22 protein-coding genes are annotated in these 21987 nt (G+C 68.8%); 13 read left to right on the top strand and 9 right to left on the bottom strand.

Features of this window, described 5'->3' with window-relative positions; translation table 11 throughout:
- The first annotated feature begins 129 nt into the window (after window positions 1-129).
- Window positions 130-1686, top strand: a complete 1557-nt coding sequence (locus IU452_RS00645) for a mannitol dehydrogenase family protein (RefSeq protein ID WP_195106888.1) — start codon at window positions 130-132, stop codon at window positions 1684-1686.
- Window positions 1683-2372 carry an HAD family hydrolase gene (locus IU452_RS00640; RefSeq protein WP_195106887.1) on the top strand — a complete coding sequence of 230 codons (690 nt, stop codon included), beginning with the start codon at window positions 1683-1685 and terminating at the stop codon, window positions 2370-2372. The genes IU452_RS00645 and IU452_RS00640 overlap by 4 nt, the downstream gene beginning before the upstream one ends.
- 144 nt (window positions 2373-2516) lie before the next feature.
- Here the strand turns inward: IU452_RS00640 and IU452_RS00635 are convergent, their stop codons facing one another.
- On the bottom strand, window positions 2517-2819 hold the full coding sequence (locus IU452_RS00635) for a hypothetical protein (RefSeq protein ID WP_195106886.1): 303 nt from the start codon (window positions 2817-2819) through the stop codon (window positions 2517-2519).
- Window positions 2820-2946: 127 nt separating this feature from the next.
- Here IU452_RS00635 and IU452_RS00630 point away from each other — a divergent pair, with 127 nt between their 5' ends.
- The 3 genes from IU452_RS00630 to IU452_RS00620 are packed head-to-tail and all read left to right on the top strand — an operon-like array spanning window position 2947 to window position 7663.
- The gene (locus tag IU452_RS00630; RefSeq protein ID WP_195106885.1) at window positions 2947-5811 is read left to right on the top strand and encodes an FAD-binding and (Fe-S)-binding domain-containing protein; all 2865 of its coding nucleotides are present in this window, start codon (window positions 2947-2949) and stop codon (window positions 5809-5811) included.
- Window positions 5808-6908, top strand: coding sequence for an enolase C-terminal domain-like protein (locus tag IU452_RS00625; RefSeq protein ID WP_195106884.1), 1101 nt, complete (start codon window positions 5808-5810; stop codon window positions 6906-6908). Before IU452_RS00630 ends, IU452_RS00625 begins: the two co-directional genes overlap by 4 nt.
- 41 nt (window positions 6909-6949) lie before the next feature.
- Complete coding sequence (locus tag IU452_RS00620; protein WP_195106883.1) at window positions 6950-7663, top strand: TetR/AcrR family transcriptional regulator; 714 nt, start codon at window positions 6950-6952, stop codon at window positions 7661-7663.
- A 61-nt stretch (window positions 7664-7724) separates the two neighbouring features.
- Here IU452_RS00620 and IU452_RS00615 read toward each other — a convergent pair whose 3' ends face one another.
- Both IU452_RS00615 and IU452_RS00610 read right to left on the bottom strand, forming a co-directional pair.
- Complete coding sequence (locus tag IU452_RS00615; RefSeq protein WP_195106882.1) at window positions 7725-8723, bottom strand: AurF N-oxygenase family protein; 999 nt, start codon at window positions 8721-8723, stop codon at window positions 7725-7727.
- 70 nt (window positions 8724-8793) lie between these two features.
- Window positions 8794-9855, bottom strand: coding sequence for a glucose 1-dehydrogenase (locus tag IU452_RS00610; RefSeq protein ID WP_195106881.1), 1062 nt, complete (start codon window positions 9853-9855; stop codon window positions 8794-8796).
- Window positions 9856-10113: 258 nt separating this feature from the next.
- Here IU452_RS00610 and IU452_RS00605 point away from each other — a divergent pair, with 258 nt between their 5' ends.
- Entirely contained in the window at window positions 10114-11226 is a 1113-nt protein-coding gene (locus tag IU452_RS00605) for an NAD-dependent epimerase/dehydratase family protein (protein WP_195106880.1), read from the top strand.
- Window positions 11227-11326: 100 nt separating this feature from the next.
- Complete coding sequence (locus tag IU452_RS00600) at window positions 11327-11893, top strand: hemerythrin domain-containing protein (RefSeq protein WP_195106879.1); 567 nt, start codon at window positions 11327-11329, stop codon at window positions 11891-11893.
- An 85-nt stretch (window positions 11894-11978) separates the two neighbouring features.
- Here the strand turns inward: IU452_RS00600 and IU452_RS00595 are convergent, their stop codons facing one another.
- The 3 genes from IU452_RS00595 to IU452_RS00585 form a co-directional block, all read right to left on the bottom strand.
- Window positions 11979-12383, bottom strand: a complete 405-nt coding sequence (locus tag IU452_RS00595) for a hypothetical protein (RefSeq protein ID WP_195106878.1) — start codon at window positions 12381-12383, stop codon at window positions 11979-11981.
- 10 nt (window positions 12384-12393) lie between these two features.
- On the bottom strand, window positions 12394-13074 hold the full coding sequence (locus IU452_RS00590; RefSeq protein WP_195106877.1) for a DUF6745 domain-containing protein: 681 nt from the start codon (window positions 13072-13074) through the stop codon (window positions 12394-12396).
- Between the two features lie 466 nt (window positions 13075-13540).
- Window positions 13541-14503: an enoyl-CoA hydratase/isomerase family protein gene (locus tag IU452_RS00585; RefSeq protein WP_195106876.1), complete on the bottom strand. Its 963-nt coding sequence runs from the start codon at window positions 14501-14503 to the stop codon at window positions 13541-13543.
- Between the two features lie 158 nt (window positions 14504-14661).
- Here IU452_RS00585 and IU452_RS00580 point away from each other — a divergent pair, with 158 nt between their 5' ends.
- Complete coding sequence (locus tag IU452_RS00580) at window positions 14662-14871, top strand: hypothetical protein (RefSeq protein ID WP_195106875.1); 210 nt, start codon at window positions 14662-14664, stop codon at window positions 14869-14871.
- A gap of 16 nt (window positions 14872-14887) precedes the next feature.
- Here IU452_RS00580 and IU452_RS00575 read toward each other — a convergent pair whose 3' ends face one another.
- Both IU452_RS00575 and IU452_RS00570 read right to left on the bottom strand, forming a co-directional pair.
- Complete coding sequence (locus IU452_RS00575; protein ID WP_195106874.1) at window positions 14888-16174, bottom strand: diguanylate cyclase domain-containing protein; 1287 nt, start codon at window positions 16172-16174, stop codon at window positions 14888-14890.
- 29 nt (window positions 16175-16203) lie between these two features.
- A complete protein-coding gene (locus IU452_RS00570) occupies window positions 16204-17013 on the bottom strand; it encodes an SAM-dependent methyltransferase (protein WP_195106873.1) in 810 nt (269 codons plus the stop codon).
- 169 nt (window positions 17014-17182) lie between these two features.
- Between IU452_RS00570 and IU452_RS00565 the strand changes: the two genes are divergently transcribed.
- The 4 genes from IU452_RS00565 to IU452_RS00550 all read left to right on the top strand — a co-directional run bounded on the left by IU452_RS00565 (window position 17183) and on the right by IU452_RS00550 (window position 19790).
- Entirely contained in the window at window positions 17183-18241 is a 1059-nt protein-coding gene (locus tag IU452_RS00565) for a low specificity L-threonine aldolase (protein WP_324192368.1), read from the top strand.
- Between the two features lie 160 nt (window positions 18242-18401).
- Window positions 18402-18578 (top strand): CopG family transcriptional regulator, encoded by a 177-nt coding sequence (locus IU452_RS00560; RefSeq protein WP_195106871.1) that lies wholly within the window; start codon window positions 18402-18404, stop codon window positions 18576-18578.
- Between the two features lies 1 nt (window position 18579).
- Window positions 18580-18927, top strand: coding sequence for a VOC family protein (locus IU452_RS00555; RefSeq protein ID WP_195106870.1), 348 nt, complete (start codon window positions 18580-18582; stop codon window positions 18925-18927).
- A 5-nt stretch (window positions 18928-18932) separates the two neighbouring features.
- Entirely contained in the window at window positions 18933-19790 is an 858-nt protein-coding gene (locus IU452_RS00550; RefSeq protein ID WP_195106869.1) for a class I SAM-dependent methyltransferase, read from the top strand.
- Here IU452_RS00550 and IU452_RS00545 read toward each other — a convergent pair.
- Window positions 19787-20572 (bottom strand): maleylpyruvate isomerase N-terminal domain-containing protein, encoded by a 786-nt coding sequence (locus IU452_RS00545; protein ID WP_195106868.1) that lies wholly within the window; start codon window positions 20570-20572, stop codon window positions 19787-19789. The two genes, IU452_RS00550 and IU452_RS00545, sit on opposite strands and share 4 nt — an antisense overlap.
- Before the next feature lie 181 nt (window positions 20573-20753).
- Here IU452_RS00545 and IU452_RS00540 point away from each other — a divergent pair, with 181 nt between their 5' ends.
- Complete coding sequence (locus IU452_RS00540; protein WP_195106867.1) at window positions 20754-21971, top strand: oxygenase MpaB family protein; 1218 nt, start codon at window positions 20754-20756, stop codon at window positions 21969-21971.
- Window positions 21972-21987: the final 16 nt, after the last annotated feature.

The raw sequence follows: 21987 nt of genomic DNA, 5'->3' as shown, positions 1-21987 counted from the left end.
TAAGACACACCTCTGGGTGTTGCGGAAGCTCGAAATCTCGGACGAGCGCGTCTACCGTTTGAAACGTTGCTGAGTCAGTGCTGACCGGCGCTATTGAAACCAGCTTCTAATACAGACGGAGGCCTGTGCATGCTTGTAGCACGGAACACCGTTCTCGCCGAACCGGCGTCGACTGAAAATTCCGATCCTGATTTAGTTCCCCGCCTTTCGGCGGGAGTTCTGCCCACCCTGCCGTCGACGGTGACCCGGCCGCGGTTCGCGCCGCGCAGCCTGGGCACCGGCATCGTGCACTTGGGTTGTGGCTCGTTCCACCGCGCCCACCAGGCGCTGGTGACCCAGCATGCGATCGAGGCGACCGGTGACCGGCGCTGGGGCATCGCTGCGGTGGCCATGTCCCGTCCGGACGTGGTGGAGGCGCTGCGCGCCCAGGACAACCTGTACACCACGCTGCTGCACGACGGCAGCCAGGTCAGCGCCGAGGTCGTCGGCACGATCCGGGAGGCCGTCCACGCGCCCTCGGACCACATCGGCGTCGCCCGGCGCATCGCCGACCCGCGCGTGCGGATCGTCACCCTGACCGTCACCGCCGGTGGTTACTGCGTGTCCCCGGCCACCGGCCGCCTGGATGCCGGGTCCGAACCGGTGCAGCACGACCTGCAGTGCCGCCACGACCCGCACACCGCGATCGGCATGCTGGTCGAGGGCCTGGCGGCGGTGCGGCGCGGCGGTGGTGATCCGCCGGTCGTGATCAGCTGTGACAACATGACCGCCAACGGCCGCCAGCTGCGCCGTGCCGTGCTCGATTTCGCGGCGCTGCGCGACGACCGGCTGGCCGACTGGATCGAGCGCAACGTGCAGTTCCCCTGCAGCGTCGTCGATCGCATCGTGCAGCCGGCGACCCCGGCCGACGCCGCGGTGACGCGCAATTGGCTCGGCGGCGTCGAGGATCATGCTCCGGTGTCGGCCGAGCCGTTCCTGACCTGGACCATCGAGGATTTCGAGGGTGAGCGCCCGGCCTGGGAGCTCGCCGGTGCCCAGTTCGTGACCGATGTCACCGACTACGAGCTGGCAAAGCTGCGGCTGCTCAACGGCACCCACATGCTGCTGGCGTATCTCGGCGCGCTCGACGGGCACGCCACGATCGCCGACGCCAGTTCCGATCCGGTGCTGGGTGCCCTGGCGCAGCAGTTCATGCTGTGCGAGCAGGGGCCGACGGTGTCGCTGCCCGATGCCGAATTGCGCCGCACCGTCGACGATCTGATGCATCGTTTCCGCAACCCGGCCATTCGCCACGACATGTCGCGCGTGGGCCGCAACGGCTCGGACAAGATGATTCCGCGGGTGATCGACGCCATGTCGGACAACATCGCCGCCGGGCGTGCGACCCCGGGTGCGGAGCTGCTGATCGCGGCCTGGATACGCTGGTTCGACGCCGTCGGCGCCGACGATGCCGTCATGGAGCTGATCGATCCGCGTGCCGATTCGCTCGCCGAACTGGCCCGCATCGCCGATCCGCACCGGAAGGCGCGTGAATTCCTGCAGCGCACCGACATTTTCGGCGAACTGCCGGAACCGGAGCGGGTGCAGCGTGAGGTCGGCGATGCGCTGGCCGATCTGACCCGCGACGGCGTCGCGCCCGCGGTGCGGCGGCGCCTGCTGCCGGAGTTCGAAAGGAGTAACCGATGACCGCCGACAAACCCGTGCAAGCCGTGGTCTTCGACATGGACGGGCTGCTGCTGGATTCCGAGCGGCTGGCCATCGAGTCGCTGACCATCGCCGGCGCCGAACTCGGCTACGACATGCCGCTCGAGTTCTGCCGCAGCCTGATCGGCATGCCCGCCGACCGCTGCCGGGAGCTCGCCGCCGAGGCCTTCGGCGAGCGGTTCCCGCTCGACGACTACTTCGCGCGGCACGACACCACGCTGACGCGGCTGGTCGACGACGGTCGCCTGGAGACCAAGCCGGGCGTGACCGAACTGCTGGACGAGCTGGACCGCCAGTCCATCCCTCGCGCCATCGCCACCTCGTCCGGCCGCGACCGCACCGTCCACCACCTGGAGGTCGCGGGCATCGGTGGCCGCTTCGACGCGATCGTGACCCGCACCGACGTCACCCGCGGCAAGCCCCACCCCGAGCCCTACCTGACCGCGGTCGCCGCCCTGGGCGCCGACCCGGACCACACCATCGCCGTGGAGGACTCCCCCAACGGCCTGCGCGCCGCCCACGCGGCCGGCCTGCGCTGCCTCCTGGTCCCGGACCTGGTGGCCCCCACCACCGAAACCCGGGCCTTGGCCCACCGCGTTTTCCCGGACCTGCACCAGGTCATCACCTACATCACGTCCGCCAACACGGCCCCCGCCCCGGCCAACTAGCGTCCTGACCCCGTCCTCCCGGCCTGGGGGCCGGGAGGACGGGGATTCGTGCTGCGGCCCTGGTGCGGAGGACTCGTGCTACGGCCCGTGGTCTCGACGGTTGGCTATGCCGTCCAAGGGCGCGGGGCCGACGCTCCGGCACGGTCAAGCCGTACCGGTTGATGGCCGCAGGCGCGCGGACAGCCGATCGAAGCGGATTCCCAGTTCGGTGAAGGTTTCCAGCCAGCCGCTGCTGGCCGCGACCTCACAGACGGGGCCGGTCGTGGCTAAAAGGAAATCGAGATCCCGCAATCGGCTCGTATCGCCGCGCCGGAGCCGCTCGGAGTGCTCGGCGAGCAGCTCCGCCTCGTCCGCATAGCCGGACCAGCTCAGATCCTGCGGCCCACTCCGCACGATGGCCAGTATTCGGTCGAGAATGCCGAGAATCTCCCCCAGATCCGAATCCACCGCGCCAGCATGCCATGCGAGGTGGTCCGCGTGTGCTCGACGGGGGAACGGGTAACCGGCCGCTGTCGGGGGGCGGTCGGGCGACCGGTCCTCGACAGTGTGTGTCGAGCGAGCGGAGGTGTGCGGGATGGGTACGCATGGTGGCCGTGGGGCGGGAGCCGCGCTGGAACAGGATCTGCGGCGAGTGGTGGCGGGGGAGGTGCGGTTCGATGCCGGGTCGCGGGCGGCCTATTCGACCGATGCGTCGAACTATCGTCGGGTGCCGATCGGGGTGGTGGTGCCCGAGACTCCGGAGGATGCGGTGAGGGCCCTCGCCGTGTGTCGGGAGCACGATGTGCCTGTGCTGTCGCGCGGAGGCGGTACCAGCCTGGCCGGGCAGTGCTGCAACACCGCGGTGGTCATCGACTGGAGCAAGTACTGCGATCGGGTGATCAGTGTCGATTCGGCCGCTCGGACCGCGGTGGTGGAGCCGGGAATCGCGTTGGACCGCTTGAATTCTCGCCTGGCCGAACACGGGCTCATGGTGGGTCCGCGGCCCTCGACCCATGTCAGTTGCACCATCGGCGGCATGATCGGCAACAACTCCTGCGGCTCGACCGCGCAGTCGTACGGCAAGATGTCGGATTCGGTGCGGCGCCTCGAGATCGCGACCTACGACGGCACGCGACTGTGGGTCGGCAAGGGTGAGGAGGCCGAAACCGGGGATGGCGCAGGCGAACTGCTGCATCGGCTGCGCGAGATTCGCGACCGCTACGCCGACGAGATCCGCGTGAGATTCCCCGACATCCCGCGCCGGGTCTCGGGATACAACCTCGACGCCCTACTGCCCGAACGCGAGTTCCATATCGCGAAGTTCCTCGTCGGCAGCGAGAGCACCCTGGTGACGGTGCTGCGCGCGGAACTCGACCTGGTACCTCGGCCACCCGCTATCGCCCTGGCCGTCTTGGGTTTTCGCGACATCTTCGAGGCCGCCGACGCGGTCCCGCTGGTGCTGCCGCACGGGCCGATGGCCCTGGAGGGCATCGACGACCGCCTGGTCCAACTCGAACACAGCCGCCGACTGGCCGAACGGGCGATCCAGCAGTTGCCCGAGGGCAACGGCTGGTTGATGGCCCAGTTCGCCGGGCAGGATCAGGACGAGGCGGATCGCAAGGCGCGCAGCATGATCGACGATCTGAAGTCCCATCTCGGGATCACCGCCGAACTTCTCGACGATCCGCAGCGCGAGGCGGAGATCTGGGCCGCGCGTGAGGCCGGGCTCGGCGCCACCGCCTTCCCGCCCGACGGCCCGGAGACACACGAAGGCTGGGAGGACGCCGCCGTGCCGCCCGAGCGCCTCGGCGACTATCTGCGCGACTTCCATGACCAGCTCGACCGCTACGACTACGGAACCGCCTCGCTCTACGGCCATTTCGGCCAGGGCTGCGTGCATACCCGCATCCCGTTCGATTTGCGGACCGCCGAGGGCATCGCCAAGTACCGCTCGTTCGTCGAGGACGCCGCCCGGCTGGTGGCCCGCTACGGTGGATCACTGTCGGGCGAGCACGGTGACGGCCAATCGCGCGGCGAGCTGTTGCCGATCATGTTCGGCGAGCGCCTCGTCACCGCGTTCGGTGAGGTGAAGGCCCTGTTCGATCCCCGCAATCGGATGAACCCCGGCAAGGTGGTCACACCCCGCCGCCTCGACCAGGATCTGCGGCAGGGCGCGCACTACCGTCCGTGGGAGCCGCAGACGAATTTCGGCTTCCCGCAGGACGATCACCGCTTCAGCGTCGCCGCCGCCCGCTGCGTCGGCGTGGGCAAATGCCGCGGCGCCGAGGGTGGGGTGATGTGCCCGAGCTACCGTGTGACCCGCGAGGAGGAGCACTCCACCCGCGGCCGCGCCCGACTGCTGTTCGAGATGCTCAACGGCGACGTGGTTCAGGATGGTTGGCGCTCGGAGGCGGTACGCGACGCGCTCGATCTGTGCCTGGCGTGCAAGGGCTGCCGCAGCGACTGCCCGGTGAATGTCGACATGGCCACCTACAAGGCCGAATTCCTCTCCCACCATTACGAGCATCGGCTGCGACCGATGGCGCACTACTCGATGGGCTGGATCCCGCTGTGGGCGCGCCTGGCCACGAGCATGGCCCGCCCCGTCAATACCGTGACTCACGCGCCCGGCCTGCGCCGAGTCGTCCAGAAGCTCGGCGGTATCGCACCGGAGCGGGAGCTGCCGCGCTTCGCCTCACCCCGGTTCACCACCCGATTCCGCCGCCGGGTCCATAGCGTCGGCCGCCGCGGCCCGGTCCTGCTGTGGCCGGACACCTTCACCAACAACTTCGAGCCGGCGATCGCCGAGGCCGCGGTGCAGGTGCTCGAACACGCCGGTTTCACGGTCGAGATCCCACCGCGCACGGTGTGCTGCGGGCTGACCTGGATTTCGACGGGCCAATTGCACACGGCGCAGCGCGTTCTGCGCCGCACGTTGCGGGCGCTGGCGCCGCAGCTGCGCACCGGCACCCCGATCGTGATGCTGGAACCCAGCTGCGCCGCGGTGTTCCGCGCCGATCTGCCCGAACTGTTGCACGGCGATGAGGACGCCCATCGCCTGGCCGGTCAGACCCGCACTCTCGCCGAACTTTTGGCGGAACGAGCCCCCGACTGGCACCCCACCGGGCCGGAGGTGCGGGCGCTGGCGCAACCGCACTGTCACCAGCATGCGGTCCTCGGATTCGGCTCCGAACGAACGCTGCTCGACCGGGCCGGAGTGCGCACCCAGGTGCTCGATGCCGGATGTTGCGGGCTGGCAGGCAATTTCGGTTTCGAGCGCGGTCACCACGAGGTGTCGGTGGCCTGCGCGGAAGACAAGCTCATGCCCGCCGTCCGGCAGCGGCAACCCGGAACGCTGGTGCTGGCCGACGGCTTCAGCTGCCGCACCCAGATTCGTTCGCTGGCACCGGATATCGAGCCGCAGCATCTGGCGCAGGTCTTGGCGGAGCGGCTGTCATGACCGAGGACCAGCCCACCGTCTGCGACAAGATCGAGGCCGCGGCCTACCGGTTCCCCACTCCGGAACCGGAGGCCGACGGCACCCTCGAATGGGATGCCACCACCGCCGTCACCGTCACCGTCGAGGCCGGGGGCCGCACGGGTCTGGGGTGGACCTACAGCAGCGCCGCGGCGGCCACGGTGATCACCGACATCCTGGCGCCGGCGCTGCGCGAGAGGTCGCCGTTCGACATCCCCGGCTGCTGGCAGGCGATGCGGCGGGCCTGCCGCAATATTGGCGCCAAAGGCATTGGCGCCCATGCCATCAGCGCGGTCGATATCGCGCTGTGGGATCTGCAGGCCAGGCTGCATGCCATCCCGCTGCCGACGCTGTTCGGGGCGACCCGCACCGCGGTGCCGGTCTACGGTTCCGGCGGCTTCACCACCCTCGACGACGATCAGCTCGACGAGCAGATCGACCGATGGCATGCGGCGGGCTGTGCCGCCATGAAGATCAAGATCGGCGAAAACTCCGGGGGCGCAGTGGATCGCGATCTGCACCGGGTGCGCCGGTTACGGCAGCGGGCGGGCCACGGCGTGCGGCTGATGGTGGACGCCAACGGCGGCTACACCCGGGGGCAGGCCCGCCGCGTCGGCGCCGAACTCGACGAACTGGGCGTGGCCTGGTTCGAGGAGCCGGTGACCAGCGACGACATCGGCGGACTGGGTTCGGTGCGGGCCGCGCTGCGCTGCGAGGTCGCGGCGGGGGAGTACATCTACGACGACTATGACACCACCCGCCTGGTCACCGCCGTGGACTGCCTGCAATTGGACGTCACCCGCTGTGGCGGCTACACCGGTCTGCTCCGCTGCGCCGGAATCGGCGCGGCCAACGGCCTCGAGGTCTCGGCGCACTGCGCGCCCGCACTCCACGCGCCCATCGCGGGCGCGGTGCCCAACCTCCGCGATGTGGAATGGTTCGCCGACCACGCCCGGCTGGAACCGCTGCTGGCCGACGGCGTGCCGCCGGTGCGCGGAGGCCTGCTGCACGTGCCCGCGGATCGGCCCGGCCACGGGATGCGGCTCTCCGCCACGGCCGAGGAGTACCGCGTGCGCTGATCGGTTCGGCACCCGACCCGCCGACTGCCTACACTCGGGGCGTGTCGACAGGAGCGGTGGTGGTCGAGGGGCGGCGGGCGCGATGGCAGCCGCACAACGACGAGCGCCGCGCGCGCATCGTCGAGGCGGCCATCGCGCTGCTGGAGGAGACGCCGCCGGGTGCCGATATCTCGGCGCAGCGGATCGCCGCTCGCGCGGGGCTGGCGAAATCGGTTCTGTACCGGCAATTCTCGGGTCGCGACGAATTGGATCGGCGCGTACGATCCGCCATCGGCGAGCGGTTCATCGACACCCTCGATGCGGCCCTGGATATCGGGTCGGGCTCGATCCGCGAGATCCTGGCGCGTGCCGTCGGCGCCGTTGTCGGTTGGATCGGCGACCATCCCCGCCTGCACGAGTTCCTGCGCAGCGGCCCGGCGACCGGCGACGATCAGGATCAGGACGCGGTCACCAGCCTGCTGGCCACCGTCACCGAGCGCCTGGGCCGGCTGGTGTCCGGGCTGGCCGGAGTGGTCGGCGTCGCGGACCCGCCCGTCGTCGACACCATGACCTTCGCCATCGTCTCGATGACCGAGGCCACCGTCACCCGCTGGGCCCGCGACCCGAACCCCTCACTGACCCGAGACCAGCTGATCACCGAGGTATCGAGCTATGCCTGGAGCGTCCTCGACGGAGTAGCCCGCGCCCACGACGTAATCCTCGACCCCGACCAACCGTTCCTGCAGGTGATAGAGGCCCTGGCCGCCGCGGAGTAGCGACCACCCGTCCTGCCTCATCCCCAATCCCGCCAACCCGACCGGCGTACACCCCTCTCGGTTACCCGACCCGGCGCGTGCGCCGGTCGGGTTCGCTGCGGTACCGCGACGGCGGTCCGTCGATATGCAATGCGCGCCACAGCAATCGGGTCGCCGGGTTCAGCATGCCCAGATCTCCGGCGAGCTTGCGAACGTCGTCGAAATATCCGGACAGAATCCGGCGGGAGGTGGGTGCGCGCCAGAACGCCTCCTTGATGACCTCGCGCGGAATGTCGAAGCGGGCGGCGAACGAGCGCGGAGGTGCCATGATCTCACCCACCAGCCAGCGCATCGCCAGTGGAAATGCCAATGCGCACACGACTTTTCCGGCGGGATTCGAGCGCTGGATGTGGGCGGTGAGGTACTCGTGGGCGAAGGAGATGTGCCGCGCTTCCTCGGCGATGTGGATCTCCATCGTCCGCACGACCGCGGGCGGGAGGTGCGAACCGGCGCGGATGACCGCCTTCTGATAGTGGTCGATGGGCTCCTCGCCGCCCAGGATGCCGATGAACAGGATGACGTGGAAATAGCCACCGGCCACCCCGATGAACGGCGAGAGCACCCGGAAGATCGGCCGCATACCGGGCACGTCGACACCGATCCGGTTCACCAGCTCCTGGAACATCTGGATGTGGTTGCACTCTTCGGTCATCTCGTGCAGGCAGTACCGGAACTCCGGTGAACCGTTGGGCAGCGTCATGATGTACTGCATCAGGCCGCGGATCAGCACACTCTCGAAGGCGGCACCCACCTTGACGACATTGGCGATCCGCCACTTCCCGATCTCGATCTGCCGCTGCAGCGGTAATTCGCGATACCACTGCGTCGCGCCGAGCGGGTCGATGCCGGGATCGAGCACCCAGCGCGGATCGTCGGGATCGATCGCGAATTCCGGTCCGTCCCAGTCGATATCGCGATAGGGATCGAAGTGCCGGTGTACCGACCCTTCCGACAGCGTCGCGAGCGCTTCGCGATAGTGCGGCCCGAACAGTTCACCCTGGCGGATTGCGGACAACGTCATCGGTGCCTCCTGAACCTCTCCGCCTCCAGGATATATGGGACTCGGAGTCCCATACAATCCCCGATTCGGCTCAGAGTTGGCTGTCGTCCAGTGCCACGACCACTTTCACGTCGTCTTTCTCCGCCGCAAAGCCCTTGGGTAGCTGCTCGAGGCCGATGCGACGGGTGATCAGGCGCTCGAGCCAGCGGCCGTCGGCCGCGGCGAGGGCGGCCACGGCCTGGCGGTAGTGCTCGACGCTGGCGTTCACCGAGCCGACCACAACCTCGTTGTCCAGCACCAGGGTTCGATTCAACGCACCGGCATCGATGGTGAGGGTGCGACCCCGAGGCGAGACGCCGGTCAGGCAGACGATGCCGGTCGGGGTGGTTTCCGCGATGACGTCGAAGACCACCTCCCCGGCGCCGGTGGCCTCGATCACCACGTCCGGATCGATGTGCTGGGCCAGCTCACCCGGGTCACCGTGGTGGTAGGTCGCGCCGAGCGCGCGCACCAGTTCGGGTTTCGGCCCGCTGGTGACGCGGTCAAGGACATGGACGTCGAGCCCGCGCTGGGCGCCGATCAAGGCGGCCAGCAATCCGATCGGACCGGCGCCGGTGACCAGCACCCGCTCCGGATCGAAACAGCTGCGCTTGCCGATCGCGTCGACCTGATCCCACGCCTTGGCCACCACGCTGGTCGGCTCGGTCAGCATCCCCGTCCGTTCCAGGTTCTTCGGCAGCTTCACCGCGTAATCCGCAGATACGGACCACAATTGGCTGCCGTAGCCGTCGAGCCCCTTGATGCCGCGCTCGGTGTAGCGGCCGTTGCGGCACATATCGAACCGGCCCCGCGCGCAGGCCGCACACGGCACCGGATCCGGGCGGCGCACCACACCCACCACGAGATCGCCTGCGGCGAAGCCACTTTCATCGGGTGCGTGCTCGACCCGCCCCAGCGATTCGTGGCCGAGCACCAACTGCTGCCGACCCGGTGGCGGCGAGCCGTACTCGGCTGCGGCGATCTCCCGGTCGGTGCCGCAGATACCCAGGGCCAGACCGCGGACCAGCATTTCGCCGGGGGCGGGGCGGGGAGCGTCGACCTCCTCGACGGCCAGCGAATCGGGCTTGCCGGGAATGACGGTGAGTGCTCGCATGCGATCAGCCTTTCGCGAGCTCGGTACGCGGCGGTCCGGCCTTCTCGCTCCGATCGGCGAGGTCGTCGCATTCGCGGAACGGATTCCGCCGCTGGGCCCTTGTCGCCCACGGCACCGGCCGGCCCATCACGTGCTCCTTTCGGGGGATGCAGACGTGCACGACGTTCCCGGATCCGCGATCGGCAAACCGGGCGTGTGCTCGGCCCGGGTCCGGGTACGCGGCTAACGACAGCAGATGCGCGATGGAGGAGGTACGCCATGCGGGTGGTAGTCGTGGGCGCCACCGGGAACATCGGGACCGGGGTGGTCTCGGCCCTGGCGCAGGACCCGGAGGTGACATCGATCCTCGGGCTGGCGCGCAGGGTGCCCGGCTGGCGGCCGGACAAGACGGACTGGACCAGCGCCGACGTGCGCGACGACGATCTGGTGCCGCTGTTTCGCGATGCGGATGCCGTGATCCATCTGGCGTGGCTGTTCCAGCCGACCCACCGGCCGCTGCAGACCTGGCGAGCCAATGTGATCGGCAGCGGCCGGGTATTCCGTGCGGTGGCGCAGGCGAAGGTGCCGACGCTGGTCTACGCGTCGTCGGTGGGCGCCTATTCGCCGACCCGCGACGCGCATCCGGTGGACGAGAGCTGGCCGACCCATGGCTGGCCTGCCGCCGCGTACACCCGCGAAAAGGCCTATGTGGAACGGCTGTTGGATATTTTCGAACGCGAGCACCCCGGCTGCCGGGTGGTGCGCCTGCGCCCGGCGTTCGTCTTCCAGCGCGGGTCCGCGAGCGAGCAGCGGCGCCTGTTCATCGGCCCGTTGCTGCCGAACCGGCTGGTGGGTCCGGGCACGGTGCCGGTCGTGCCCGCGCTGCCGGGACTGCGCTTCCAGGCCGTGCACACCGACGATGCGGGGCAGGCGTTCCGGCTGGCGGTGACGCGAGATGTCCACGGCGCCTTCAATATCGCGGCCGATCCGGTGATCGATGCGCAGCGGCTGGCCGAGCTGTTCCGGGCGCGGACCGTGCCGCTGCCGCAGGGCCTCGCACGGGCCGCGACCGCGGCGGCGTGGCGGCTGCGTCTGGCACCGGTGCCGGCGGATCTGCTCGACGCCTTCCTGCATCTGCCGGTCATGGACACCACCCGTGCCCGCACCGAGTTGGGGTGGTCGCCACGATTCGGCGGGCTGGACGCGCTCGGTGAATTCGTCGACGGCCTGCGCGACGGCGCGGGACTGGGCACCCCGCCGCTGGCCGCGCAGACGATCGGTCCCTGGCGCATCCGCGAATTCGCCTCGGGAATAGGCGGTTTCGACCCTACCGACCGCGATTTCGAGGTGGTGGAGGCGCTGCGGGCGGAGACCGGTCTCGCGCGCGGCTGAATCCGGCTCGTGCGCCGTCGTTTGTGACTCGGTGGGCCGGGTACGGCGTCGATGGATGGCTACCAGCCCGGCCATCCATGCCGACCAGGAGGTACCAACCATGGCAGCACAACGCATCGAAAGCACTGCGGACGTCGTCGACTTCCTGCTGGACCAGCACAACCGGATTCGGCAGCTGTTCGCCGAAACCGCCGAGGCGGCGACCCCGGAGGAGCGGGAGCAGAAGTTCTTCGAGCTGCGCCGGCTGCTGGCGGTTCACGAGACCGCCGAGGAGGAGATCGTCCATCCGCGGGCTCGCCGTGAGATCGATAACGGCGATGCCATCGTGGACGCCCGGCTGCAAGAGGAGAACAAGGCCAAGAAGGCCTTGTCCGAACTCGACGATATGGATATTTCCTCACCGGAATTCGGCGTGAAACTGGCCGCCCTGCGTGACGCGGTCCTCAACCACGCCGGTCACGAGGAGAGCGAGGAATTCAAGCAGCTGCGCACCCAGCTCGACCAGGACGACCTCGAGCGCATGCGCACCGTCGTCGAATTCGCCGAGAAAACCGCCCCGACGCGCCCCCATCCGGGCGTGGAGTCCGCACCCGCGAACATGTTCGTGGGACCGTTCGCCGCGGTCCTCGACCGCGTCAAGGACGCAATCACCAAACCGCGTCACTGACAGCACATTCGCGACCTCGAGAGAGCGGCGAAGTAGGACGACGGCGGCCGGCGCGCACAGCGCCGGCCGCCGTCGCACGAGGCGGTCAGTCGGCAACCAGAGACGAACCGAAGCTACTGAATTCGCGCTGGCGGCGGATCAGATAGGTGCCCGGTGCGCTGCCGGTGGCCCCGTGTTCGGGATGCATCAGGTAAGCCACGGTGTCGGTGGTGAACATGCCCAGCGCCAGTCCTTCGGGGTCGTGGACCTGTGTCGTCCAGCGGCAGGAGCCGGGCTCGGCGACGAGAGTATGCGGGTTGCCACCCGCGGCGCCGCGCAGCACCTCGATGCCGTCCGGCGGCACATACCGCCAGGTCGCCTCGGGGATTGCGGCGACCGAGGCGAGCAGCCGTATCGGGATGACGATCAGGTCGCCTTGGGCGTGCATGCCGTCGACAACCGGGATGTGCAGGGACTGCTCGAGGTTCTCGAGCGCAAGGGAATCGGTCATGGGGGTCACCTCAGGTGCGTTGTACGAGTCGGGAGTACTGCGCCGCGGTCAGGCCGTAGGTCCAGGCCGCTGCGGCGACGGGTTCGGTGAAATGTCCCGGCACGCCGAGACCGTAGCGGCGGCGGGTGCCGTCACGCTCGAGCGAGCCGTTGGTGACGACCAGCACGCGCTGGTTGCGGGGCAGGTCGTAGAGCATCAGCTCGAAGCCGCGGTTTGCCGGGTCGGGAGCGGTTGCGACCAAACGCATTCCGGCTTGTTCGAGATAGGCGGGCCAGCCGAGACGTTCGATCGCGCACCGGCGCACCTCGATATTGGGTTCGGCGTCGATGGCGGCGGCGGTGGGCGCTTCGATCACCCATCGCGGCACCCGCGTGCCGTGCCAGAAGTGCAGCTCCCAGCCGTCGGCATAGCGCACCGCCGGACCGTCGGCGCAGTGCAGTCGCACCTCGCCGAGGTCACCGGCCGGTTCGGTGCGGACGATCTGCGGCCGTTCGGAGATCACGCAGATCCGCTCGCCCGGCCACCATGGCCCGCACGTGCGGGTGACGGTCGCCCACGAGTGCCACAGCCGCGCCGAGCGCCGGTCCGGGCCGATGGGAAAGTCGGCCCATGCCGCATACCAGCCACATGTTCGGTGCCAATAGCGCAACGGATTCCACCGATCGTGCGCCGCATCGAGGGTCGGCTGCACGCACTGGGCCCAGGACCGCGACAACGGCGCGGAGACCCACAGCTCGAACAGCCCCGTACCGGCGGCGGACCGGTAGCCGCAGTCTCACTACAGAGTGCCGAAAGGCGCTTCAGTACAGGGCAATCCGAGGTATCCCACTGCCATACCGGCCGCCGGTCGACTCTTCCGGGCTCACCGGTGCACATGGCCTGCAAGGGGGAATGAACCCAACGAAACCGCGGCGGAGGTAATTCCACCGCTCGGTAGAGTTCGGATAATGCCGCTTCCGCGGCGGAACGATCGGCCGGTGCGGTGGACAGCATCCACCCCAGCCATTTTCGACGAATTTCTGCAGCGTCCCGCTGCCCGAATACGCTCACCGGATGAGGGTGGCGTTGTCCTTTCCAACGAACATGAACCCATAGTGACAGACGGCCTGTCAATCCGGCAAGACGTCCCACCGCGGCAATGAGATTCCGTGACCGCTTTACTTCGTTCCGTTCGTGAAGTCTATGGCGGTGCCGTCCAGCAGACGGGGGAGTTGTTCGGTGACAAAGTCCTGCAGTCCCGTGCCGGAGCGTTCATAGTCGGCCACGGTGTCGCGGTAGGTGCGCATGGCCGCCCGGGTGTCGGGGCGAGTTGCCAAGGCTAAGAAGGCAATTCGTTCCATGGCGAGGCCGCGGCCGAGCGGGACCGTGGCGCCGTCGTAGGCGGCGTGCTTGACCGCTCGCACGGCTGCGGGGGACCGGCGGGCGAGTCGGGCAGCGATCTCCTGGGCCCGGGGTACGGTCTGGTCCGGTGGGGTGAGGTGGTGGATGATGCGGGCGTCATAGGCTTGTCGCGGGGTGAGGGGACGTCCCTCGAGGGCCAATTCGACCGTCGCCGACAGGCCGATACTGCGAGTGAGGGCCGCAATGCCACCCCCGCCGGGCAGCAATCCGATCAGGATCTCCGGCTGTCCGATCTCGTAGGGGCCGTCGGCCATCACCCGGATATCGCAGCCGAGCGCCAATTCCAAGCCGCCGCCCAGCGCGCGCCCGTTCAGCGCCGCGACGAAAACCGTTGAGCTGTGGCGCATTCGGGAGATGACCGCGTGATAGCGCAGCAGCCCGGCCACCCCGGCCGCCGGGCCGTGATCGAGCAGCCGCCGCACACCGGGCACCCGGCGCAGCGGAGCCAGTGTCCGCAGGGCGACCGCGGCCACCGGTGCGGGAACCCGCATTCCGGCCCGTTCGCTCCCGTCGAGTATCTCCCCGACGTCGTAATGGCTGATGAACACCTCGGGCACCGCACTGGTCAGCACTACCGCCCGCACACTCGAATCGCGGTCGACACTCGCCAGCAGCTCCTCCAACTCGCTCATCAGCGCGGCATCGAGAAAGTTGAACGGCGGATTGTTCATGGCCACCGTGAGCACCGCCCCAGCCTGCTCGGTAATCAACAACGACATAGCGACCTCCTGAGACCAGCTCAGCCGACCGCCACCCTCCGCGTCCATCGGCAAAACCACGAAAGCCGCCCGGTCACCCCATGCACCCTGCTGCGGTGTGGTTCGGGAAAGGGCGGGTATGCCCGGGGTGACCGTGTTGTCGCAGGAGGAGGTCGCCCATGCCGATTCGGGATGCCATCGAGAACTTCGGCGCCGCTGTGGGCTCGGGGCTACGCCGCCTGTTCGGACGGGGCAGCGCGCGGCCCGCCGAATCGCGGGAGTCCGATGTCGGGGACGAGCACGGATCGGTCACCGCCGAGCCGCGGGGCGATGCGCGGCCGGGCGAGCCGGAGTCCTCGCCGCGCGGGATCGGCGGCATGGATTTCTGAGCCCGATGAGCGCCGGCTAGAGGGGCTGGCGCGGACGAGGCCGGTGCCGCCGGGATTTGTTGCGGTACATGGCCGTATCCACCGTGTGCAGGAGATCGTCGATATTCTCGGGGTGCTCGGCGACCAGCGTGGTCCCGATCGAGGCGCCGACCGAAATGGAATGTCCCGCAAGATGAATGGGTTCGGTGAGGGCAGCCAGGAGCCGACCCGACAGTGCCACGAGCCGATCCTGTCCCGCGCAGCCCTCCACCAGCACGATGAATTCGTCGCCGCCGAGCCGGGCGACCAGCCCCGGGGCCGCGGCGCCGCGCAGCCGGTCGGCGACCACCGCCAGCACCTGATCACCGACGGTGTGGCCGTACTCGTCGTTGACCTCCTTGAAACCGTCCAGATCCAGATAGCACAGCCCGATCGGCAAGACGGCCTGCGCGAGCCGATCCAGGAACAGCACCCGGTTGGCCAGGCCGGTGAGATTGTCGTAATGCGCGTCGTGCCAGAGGCGGTCGGCGAGGGCCTTGCGCTCGGTGACGTCCACCGCGACGCCGACCAGGAAGCGCACCGCACCGCTGGCATCGCGCACCGCGGACATCGACAGGTCGATGATGGTGTGATCGCCGTCCGGGCGGGTGTGGTCGGTCTCCAACCGGAATCGGTCGATGCGACCGGCGAGCAGCTGCTGGAACTGGTGGTAGGCGGTGCCGATATTGGCGCCGCCCAGGACATCGGCGACCGCCCGGCCGGGAATCTCGGCCGCCGGTACCCCGAGCATGTCGGCCATCGCCGCGTTCACATCGACCACCGTGCCGGTACCGACGTCGATGGTGCCGATACCGACAGAGGCACCGGCGAAGATCGCCGCGAACCGAGCCTCCGACAGTTGGCGTTGAGCCTGCGCCTCCTGCGCGGCCGCCAGCGCCGCGGCCAGCGTGGTCTCCTGTTCGGCCAGCGCCGCCGTCCGCAATGCGGCGGTGAATCCGGCCGCGAAGTCGGCGGCCACCGTGACGGCCCGCTCGCGAATGTGGTCGTACTGCGGGCCCGTACGGCCGGGGCACAGCGCATCCACCAGGTCCTGGCAGATGAACCGGACCGACCGGCTCACCGCGGCCTCGTCGCGGTAGTTGACCGCGACCAGCGCCGAGGCCGCCAGCCGGGCCGTATCGGTGTCGACCGTCCCGCGTAGCACCGCGAGCAGTTCATCGGTCAGCCCGGCCAGCAGGGCCTCGATCTGGGTCCGCGTGAGGGTGGGGGCCACGACGCCGTCGAGCGCGTCGGCCCACCGCACCGCCAGCTCGTACGAACCCACCTCGGCCCCTGTCTGCCCCGTCGTCCCGCTCAGACCTTGCGTCCCATACCCGCCAAACCGAGTGAGCGGCCGGGCGCTTCGTGCAGATCGCGGTCGGATTCCGGATGCCACAGGGGCAGTTCGACCACGCCGGGCTCCACCAGCTCCCAGCCGGTGAACATGGCAGTGATGGCGTCGCGGTCGCGGAATCTGATGCCGACGCCGCTCTCGTTTGCCGAATTTTCGCCCAGGCGAGCCGCATCGTCGGGCCGCTGCGCCGAGGTGAGATGTGAGATCGCCACATGGCTGCCGACGGGCACCGCCTCGCGCAGCGCCGAAACCAGCTCCACCGGCCGCTCCTCGTCCTGTACCAGATGCAGGACCGCGACCAGCAGCAGCCCGACCGGCTCGGCGAAGTCGATCAGTCCGGTGTCTCGGGCCCGGGCCAGTAGTTCATCGGGTTTGCGCAGGTCGGCCTGGATCGCATCGGCACGGTCGTTGCCCGCCAGGATGGTCCGCGAATGCGTGACCGCCACCGGATCGATGTCGACGTAGAGCACCCGGATATCCGGGTCCAGCTCCTGCGCCACTTCGTGCACATTGCCCGCGGTCGGGATGCCCGAGCCGATGTCGAGGAACTGCCGGATCCCGGCGTCGGCCAGGAACCGCACCGCCCGGCGCAGGAACGCCCGGTTGCTCAGCGCCAGTCGCGGCAGGTCCGGAACCAGCTTCTTACCCATCTCCGCGGCACGGCGGTCGACCTCGAAATTGTGCGAGCCGCCCAAAAGGGCGTCATACATCCGTGCCGGGCTCGCATGCGTCATGTCCACGCCCTCGGGCGCCCACGCCGGCCTATCCACCTCGAAACCCCTCTTGCGTTGCCGATCGGGCCGTCACAGCGTGGCGACCCGCCCCCTGCGGATGGGTTGCTCATCGATCACCCGCACGGGTGTACTGCGCATGGTAGTCGCGTTTGCTATGACTCGGAGCGGCGCTGCCGATCTTGACCCGCGAGGAGAGGAAGAATCCGTGACCGATGTCGTCAGCCGACACGATCCGACCGCACGCGCATTCGCCAGCGACAACTGGGCGGGGATCCATCCGGAGGTGCTGCAGGCGCTGGCGTCGGCCAACGGCGGTCACCAGGCCGCCTACGGGTCCGACGAGTACACCGCCGCGGTGCGGGAGATCTTCGCCCGGCACTTCGGCGAGCGGGCCCGGGTCTATCCGGTCTGCACCGGTACCGGCGCCAATGTCGTTGCGCTGCAGGCACTGTTGCCGCGGTGGGGTGCGGTGATCGCGGCCGAGACCGCGCATGTGCACGCCGACGAGTGCGGTGCCGCGGAGAAGGTGGCCGGGATCAAGGTCTATCCGGTCCCCACCCCCGACGGCAAGCTCACTCCGGAACTGGTCGACCGCCAGGCGTGGGGGCGGGGCAACGAACACCGCGCGCAACCGTTGGCGGTCTCGCTCACCCAGAGCACCGAACTGGGCACCTGTTACAGCGTCGACGAACTTCGCGCGCTCTGCGATCACGCCCACGACCTGGGCATGCTGGTCCACGTCGACGGCGCACGGCTGGCCAATGCCGCGGCGCACCTCGGCGTCCCGCTGCGCGCGATCACCACCGACGTCGGGGTGGACATCGTGTCGTTCGGCGGCACCAAGAACGGCCTGATGCTGGGGGAGGCCGTCGTCGTACTCTCCCCGGACCGCATCCACGACCTCGAATACCTGCGCATGCTCTCCACCCAGCTGGCCTCCAAGATGCGCTTTCTCTCGGTCCAGTTCGAGGCCCTGCTCGGCGGCGATCTGTGGTTGCGAAATGCCTTGCACGCCAATGCCATGGCCACGCGCCTGGCCCGCTCCGCCGAGGCCCTGGACGGCGTCCGTATCGCGCGCCCGGTCCAGGCCAACGCCGTCTTCGCGATCCTCCCCCCGGACGTGACTGAGCGCCTGCGCCACCGCCACCCCTTCCACGTCTGGGACGAGGACACCGGCGAGGTCCGCCTGATGTGCGCCTTCGACACCACCCCCGAGGACGTCGACGCCTTCACCAGCGCCCTCGCAGAAGAACTGAAGCGGTAACGCACCCTCCTCGTTCCCACCTGCGCGCCCTCCTCATCGGCGTGTGCGCTCTCCTCATCGGGCGTGTGCGCTCTCCTCATCCCGGCGTGTGCCGCCCTTCCTCATTTCCCGGCGTGCTTTTTGCCGGGATCTAGCTTGCTAGCATGCTAGCATCGGTCGGGTGGCCGACGAGGAAGTCAAACAGTTCAACGTGTACCTGCCGGTCGAGCTGATCAAGCAGGTCAAATTTCGCGCCATCGAGACGGGTAGCTCTCTGTCGGCGCTGGTGGCCGAGGCGCTGCGCGCCTACCTCGACGAGCCTCGTGAGCAACCGAGAACGCAGGACAAGGAGAGCTGACATGTCGACCGAAGGCTTCGAGGCCGTATTCGTCGAGACCCACAACTGGGGGAAGGCCGCCCGGTTCTTCCAGGCGCTGGGCTTCGAACCGGAGTTCACGACCGACCACAATTCGGGCCTGTTCCGCAACGGCGAGGGTCCGTACCTGTTCCTCGCCGAGGTTCCCGCCGATCACGAACCGCGGGTGCAGATCGCGTTGAAGGTCGCCGACGCACGGGAATTCCGCCCGGGCCCCGATGTCGAGGTGGTACAGCCGTTCGAGGACACCCACTACGGCACCCAGGAGGCGATCATCCGCGACCCGGACGGGCACCTGTGGAACCTGCAGGCCCCGGGCAAGGAGAGCTGAGCACCATGGCCGATGCGTGTTCCGTCGGCCCCGATCACACGGCCGTGCGGGTCGCGCTGTGGCGGGCCCTCCATACCGAGATCGATCCGCACCCGCACGTGCTCGACGATCGGATCGGCCTGCGGATGATCGCCCCGGACGACGATTGGCGCGGCCGACCGGATATGGCGCCGGGGTTCTCGAAGAGCATGCGCGCCAACGTCGTGGCTCGCGCCCGTTTCGTCGAGGATCTCGTCGAGGAGCGGGCCGCTCGCGGCGTGGACCAGTACGTCATCCTCGGTGCCGGACTCGACACCTTCGCGCAGCGCCGACCCGAGATCGCCTCTGGACTCGGCGTTTTCGAGGTCGATCAGCCCGAAACGCAGGCATGGAAGCGGCAGCGCCTGACCGAACTGGGCTATCCCATCCCGGAGTGGCTGCGGTTCGTGCCGGTCGATTTCGAGGCGGGCGATTCGTGGTGGGACGGGCTCGTGGCCGCCGGTTTCGACATCGCCCGCCCGGCGCTCGTCGCCTCCACCGGCGTCAGCATGTACCTGACCGAGGACGCGATCGCGGCCACTCTCCGCCAGGTCGCGACCCTGGCCGCCGGGTCCACATTCGCCATGACGTTCATGATGCCGCTGGATCTCACCGATCCGTCCGAGCGCCCCGGGCGGGAGACGGCCGAGCGCGGCGCACGGGCCGCCGGAACCCCGTTCATCAGTTTCTTCACCCCCGAGCGGATGCTGGAACTGGCACGCGAAAACGGTTTCGCCGCAGCCCATCACGTCTCGGCGGCCAGTCTCGCCGACCGCTATCTCACCCACTGGCCGGACGACCTGCGCCCATCGGGCGGGGAAGAGTTCCTGGTCGCCACCACCTAGACCAGGTTGATCGAATCCAGGACCCGCGCACCGAGTTCGGCGTCGCCGGTCACGGCCACCGCGCAGGCGCGCCACGGCACCCGCCGCGTCGACCACTGCGGGAATTCCAGTGCCAGACCCGCGATATGCGCCGCGGCACCGGCGGCCTCCCCGCGGTGGACGCGCAGTCGGCCGCCCCGGGGTTCGAGGCGCCAGGTGCCGCCGCCGGGACCGGTGAGGGTCAGCGCCACGGGTGCGTCCAGCCAGCCCAGCGCCTCTCGGTGCGAGCGCTCCAGCAGTGCGGTCAGCCAGGCCAGCACCGCGGTCATGCGGCGCGGATCGGTCGGCGGCGGCGGGCGGTTCAGGGCCGGGGCGATGTCGTGGCGCAGATGGGTGTGCCAGTCGAAGACGAACATCGCGGGCACGAGATCCAGGGGATACCAGCCCAATTCGCCGATCGGAATCCGGAGCAGATGCGGGCCCGGCGCGGTGAGTACCGTCAAGGCGCGGCAACTGCGCGCACTCCAGGTGGTGAAGTCGCTGATCAGGTATTTCGTGGTGTGCGACCGTCTTTCGTCCACCAGCTGATCGTTGAGCCGCTCGATATCGCGCGAGGTCAGCACCGCGGCCGCGGTCGGAGTGACCAGGGCGCGAGCCAGCGTGGTCATATGCAGGAGCAGGTCGGCGATCGACCAGCCGGGTGCGGCGCTGGCGGCCGCCCACTCCTGATCGCCCAGGTCGCGGCAGAAATCGAGCACGGCCCGGCGTTCGTCGCGCAGGGCGGGTAAATGCTGCGAACTCATCGGATGGCCCCGACAACCACCGAACTCCTCATGGAAGAGGCACGCTACCGGGTCTATGTGACGAGCATATAGAGGACATGACAGCAACGGTTGACGCGACTGACTCAATGAGAGAAACTTACCTACATTGTTTCATGGCGCTCGTCGCTCATGCATGTCGCCGGCTCAAAGGAGAGCACCGATGAATACGACCATTCCGCGCCGACACCCCGAGTCGCCACGGAAGGTTCCGGGGCTGCGGCCGTTCGCGCTGCTGATGGGCATCGGCAAGCCGTCTCCGCGGCAGTGGCATGCCCTGGGGGAGGCGCTGCTCGTCGGCGACGAGCCGATGGACCGGGTGGTCGAGTGGATGTACGCCGAGGGGATGGATCGCACCCGGCCGCTGTTCGAACAGGCACTGGCCGAGGGCATCGACAGTGTGCCGCAGGCGCCGCGGCCGCTGCGGGAATTCTTCGTTCGCTACGAGGCCGTGCCGGACTGGGTCGACTGGGACAAGATTCGCCGAGCCGAACGGGTCTTCCGTGCGGGCGGTGCGGACGGACTGTACGTGGCCCGCGACGTGGCGCTGCTGGGCGGCTATCTGGCCTCCGGATTCAACAAGACCCTCGTCCGCACCGGCGCGCTGGAGAAGGGTCCGGCGAAGCGTTTCGCCGAAACCCTGCAGTGGGCGTTGGACGTCACCTCCGACGACGGGATGCGGCCGCGGAATCTGGGCTACCGCTCCACGATTCGGGTCCGGCTCATCCACGCGTTCGTGCGCCGGCACGTCGCGGCGCTGCCGGACTGGGACAGCGACGAGTGGGGCGTGCCGATCAATCAGACCGATATGGCCGCGACCCTGGTCGGTGCGCTGATCGCCCCGTTCGTCGGTGCCATACCGATGGGATTCGTGCCCACCCGCTCGGACCTGGACGCCGCCGCGCATCTGACCCGCTACGTGGGCTGGCTGATCGGCGTGCGGGACGAGTGGTTGCCCAACGGTTTCCGTGAGGCTGTGCAGATTCTCTACCACTGCATGACCGCGATCACCAATCCCGACGAGACCACTCCGCAGCTGGCGATGCCGATGGCCGACGAGCCGCTCGGCTGGCACTTCCGCAATCTGGCGGGCCTGCGCGGACGCCTCGCGCGGGCACAGCACCTGTCCATCGCGAGCACATTCCTGGGACCGAAGGCGATGCGTCATCTCGGGCTGCCCGCCTACATGCCGCCGTGGTATCCGCTGGTGCGTATCCCGGTGAACCTCACCCGCAGCGGTGCCGCACTGTTGCTGCCCGGCGGTGCCGAGCGTGCCGCGGCCCGAGGTCGCCGCGAGCAGTTGCAGTTCCAGCGCATGCTGATCGGCGATCGCGAGGCGGTCATCGGCGAGTCCGCGCGGCATGTGAGCCAGGCTGCCTGAGCATCGCACGAGGGGA

It is taken from the genome of Nocardia transvalensis (assembly GCF_015477765.1).
Lineage (GTDB): Bacteria > Actinomycetota > Actinomycetes > Mycobacteriales > Mycobacteriaceae > Nocardia > Nocardia transvalensis_A.
This window is presented reverse-complemented; position numbering and strand designations above follow the sequence as displayed.

What these genes read in the sequence shown, in the direction of transcription:
- IU452_RS00645 (WP_195106888.1), top strand. Translation starts at nt 130, where the DNA reads ATGCTTGTAGCACGGAACACCGTTCTCGCCGAACCGGCGTCGACTGAA.
- IU452_RS00640 (WP_195106887.1), top strand. Translation starts at nt 1,683, where the DNA reads ATGACCGCCGACAAACCCGTGCAAGCCGTGGTCTTCGACATGGACGGG.
- IU452_RS00630 (WP_195106885.1), top strand. Translation starts at nt 2,947, where the DNA reads ATGGGTACGCATGGTGGCCGTGGGGCGGGAGCCGCGCTGGAACAGGAT.
- IU452_RS00625 (WP_195106884.1), top strand. Translation starts at nt 5,808, where the DNA reads ATGACCGAGGACCAGCCCACCGTCTGCGACAAGATCGAGGCCGCGGCC.
- IU452_RS00615 (WP_195106882.1), bottom strand. Translation starts at nt 8,723, where the DNA reads ATGACGTTGTCCGCAATCCGCCAGGGTGAACTGTTCGGGCCGCACTAT.
- IU452_RS00610 (WP_195106881.1), bottom strand. Translation starts at nt 9,855, where the DNA reads ATGCGAGCACTCACCGTCATTCCCGGCAAGCCCGATTCGCTGGCCGTC.
- IU452_RS00605 (WP_195106880.1), top strand. Translation starts at nt 10,114, where the DNA reads ATGCGGGTGGTAGTCGTGGGCGCCACCGGGAACATCGGGACCGGGGTG.
- IU452_RS00600 (WP_195106879.1), top strand. Translation starts at nt 11,327, where the DNA reads ATGGCAGCACAACGCATCGAAAGCACTGCGGACGTCGTCGACTTCCTG.
- IU452_RS00595 (WP_195106878.1), bottom strand. Translation starts at nt 12,383, where the DNA reads ATGACCGATTCCCTTGCGCTCGAGAACCTCGAGCAGTCCCTGCACATC.
- IU452_RS00585 (WP_195106876.1), bottom strand. Translation starts at nt 14,503, where the DNA reads ATGTCGTTGTTGATTACCGAGCAGGCTGGGGCGGTGCTCACGGTGGCC.
- IU452_RS00580 (WP_195106875.1), top strand. Translation starts at nt 14,662, where the DNA reads ATGCCGATTCGGGATGCCATCGAGAACTTCGGCGCCGCTGTGGGCTCG.
- IU452_RS00555 (WP_195106870.1), top strand. Translation starts at nt 18,580, where the DNA reads ATGTCGACCGAAGGCTTCGAGGCCGTATTCGTCGAGACCCACAACTGG.
- IU452_RS00550 (WP_195106869.1), top strand. Translation starts at nt 18,933, where the DNA reads ATGGCCGATGCGTGTTCCGTCGGCCCCGATCACACGGCCGTGCGGGTC.
- IU452_RS00545 (WP_195106868.1), bottom strand. Translation starts at nt 20,572, where the DNA reads ATGAGTTCGCAGCATTTACCCGCCCTGCGCGACGAACGCCGGGCCGTG.
- IU452_RS00540 (WP_195106867.1), top strand. Translation starts at nt 20,754, where the DNA reads ATGAATACGACCATTCCGCGCCGACACCCCGAGTCGCCACGGAAGGTT.